This window comes from Chitinophaga agrisoli (assembly GCF_008386695.1).
Classification (GTDB): domain Bacteria; phylum Bacteroidota; class Bacteroidia; order Chitinophagales; family Chitinophagaceae; genus Chitinophaga; species Chitinophaga agrisoli.
The window spans coordinates 1-380 of the sequence record NZ_VUOC01000165.1 but is presented as its reverse complement, the minus strand read 5'-3'; the positions used below and the strand labels follow the sequence as shown (position 1 = coordinate 380).

General features: G+C 46.8%; 1 protein-coding gene. It reads left to right on the top strand.

The genetic code is table 11. From position 1 onward, the window contains the following. Positions 1–7: 7 nt before the first annotated feature. Positions 8–380: eL32 family ribosomal protein (locus F0L74_RS34835; protein WP_497707341.1), on the top strand; the 373-nt coding region annotated here is incomplete at its 3' end.

Below are 380 nucleotides of genomic sequence, written 5' to 3'. Positions count from 1 at the left end.
ATACAAGATGGCTATAAGACCTGTTTACAGGCCGACAATCGTCAAAAAGAGGACGAAGAGATTTATCAGGCATCAATCGGATCGCTATGACAAACTTAAGAGGAATTGGCGTAAACCTAGAGGTATTGACAACAGAGTCCGCAGGCGATTCAAGGGTCAATACTTGATGCCCAACATCGGTTACGGTTCCAACAAGAAGACCCGTCATATGCTCCCAAATGGATTCCGTAAGGTCCTAGTTCACAATGTTAAAGAGCTGGAAATCTTGATGATGCAAAACAGGAAGTACTGCGCAGAGATCGCTCACGGTGTCTCTTCGAAGAAGCGGAAGCTGATCGTGGAAAGAGCCCAGCAGCTCAGCATCAGAGTGACGAATGCGG